General features: G+C 76.8%; 2 protein-coding genes. Both read left to right on the top strand.

Going from position 1 to position 1279, the window contains the following annotated elements; translation table 11 throughout:
• A partial coding sequence (locus HMPREF3099_RS10105; protein ID WP_237769832.1) for a molybdopterin-binding protein occupies nucleotides 1-750 on the top strand: 750 nt, incomplete at its 5' end.
• A complete protein-coding gene (moaC, locus tag HMPREF3099_RS10100; protein ID WP_070705846.1) occupies nucleotides 747-1232 on the top strand; it encodes a cyclic pyranopterin monophosphate synthase MoaC in 486 nt (161 codons plus the stop codon). The genes HMPREF3099_RS10105 and moaC, both read left to right, overlap by 4 nt.
• Nucleotides 1233-1279 lie beyond the last annotated feature (47 nt).

Raw genomic sequence — 1279 nt, 5'->3', positions numbered from 1 at the left:
CTGGCCGGGGCCGGGGTGGCCACCGTGTGCGTGCGCCGCCGCCCGGTGGTGGGCGTGGTGGCCACCGGTGACGAGCTGGTGCCCGCTGGTCGACCGCTGGGCCGGGGGCAGGTGCACGAGAGCAACGCCGTGCACCTGGCGGCGCTCGCTGCGGGAGCAGGCGCCGAGGTGGTGACCGGCCCGGTGGTGCCCGACGACGCCGAGTCCTTCGCCGCCCGCCTCGACGAGCTGGCCACCCGGTGCGACCTGCTGCTGCTGAGCGGCGGGGTGAGCGTGGGCGACCACGACGTCACCCGCATCGTGCTGGGGGACGGGTCCGCGCAGGCCGGGGCGCGTGGGGTGGCCGGGCGCTTCGTGCACGTGCGCATGCAGCCGGGCAAGCCGCAGGGCCACGCCGTCTGGGCCGGCACGCCGCTGGTGGCCGTGCCGGGAAACCCGCTCTCCGCGGCGGTGTCCTTCGAGATGTTCGTGCGCCCCGCGGTGCGTGTGCTGCTGGGCCTGCCGGACCCGGTGCCGCAGGTGGCGGTGGCCGGGGCCGACTGGGACTGCCCGCCCGGGCGCCGCCAGGTGCTGCCGGTGGTGACCTCCACCGACGCCACCGGCCGCCGGGTGGCCGTGCCCGCCCACCGGCGCGGTTCGGCATCGCACATGGTGACCGCCCTGGCTCTGGCCGACGCCGTGGTGGAGGTGCCCGAGGACACCACCCACGTGACCGCCGGCGACCTGCTGACCCTGAGGAGCATCCGATGACCGAGCCCCGCTTCACCCACCTCGACGCCGCCGGGCAGGCCCGGATGGTGGACGTGACCGCCAAGGAGCCCACCGTCCGCGCCGCCACCGCCCGCGGCAGGGTGGTCTGCGCGCCGGAGGTGGTGTCGATGCTGCGCGACGGCACGGTGCCCAAGGGCGACGTGCTGGCGGTGGCCCGCATCGCCGGCATCGCCGCGGCCAAGCGCACCCCGGACCTGCTGCCGCTGGCCCACGTCATCGGCGTGCACGGCGTGGTGGTGGACCTGCAGCTCGTGGACGACGGCGTGGAGGTGGAGGCCACCGTGCGCACCGCCGACCGCACCGGGGTGGAGATGGAGGCGCTCACCAGCGTGAGCGTGGCCGCGCTGTCGGTGATCGACATGGTCAAGGGCACCGACCGCTCGGCCCACCTGGCGGACGTGCGCCTGGTGCGCAAGGAGGGTGGCCGCAGCGGCACCTGGGTGCGCGAGGAGCAGGCGTGAGCCCGGCGACACGCGCGCCGCGCGCCACCCCCGCGGAGGCGCCTGCG

Origin of the sequence: Kytococcus sp. HMSC28H12 (genome assembly GCF_001816045.1) — a bacterium.
Classification (GTDB): Bacteria; Actinomycetota; Actinomycetes; order Actinomycetales; family Dermatophilaceae; genus Kytococcus; species Kytococcus schroeteri.
The sequence above is the reverse complement of the archived record's forward strand: the minus strand, read 5'-3'. Positions and strand labels throughout refer to the sequence as shown.

Coding starts and splice junctions, on each gene's coding strand:
- moaC (WP_070705846.1), top strand. CDS start 747: ATGACCGAGCCCCGCTTCACCCACCTCGACGCCGCCGGGCAGGCCCGG.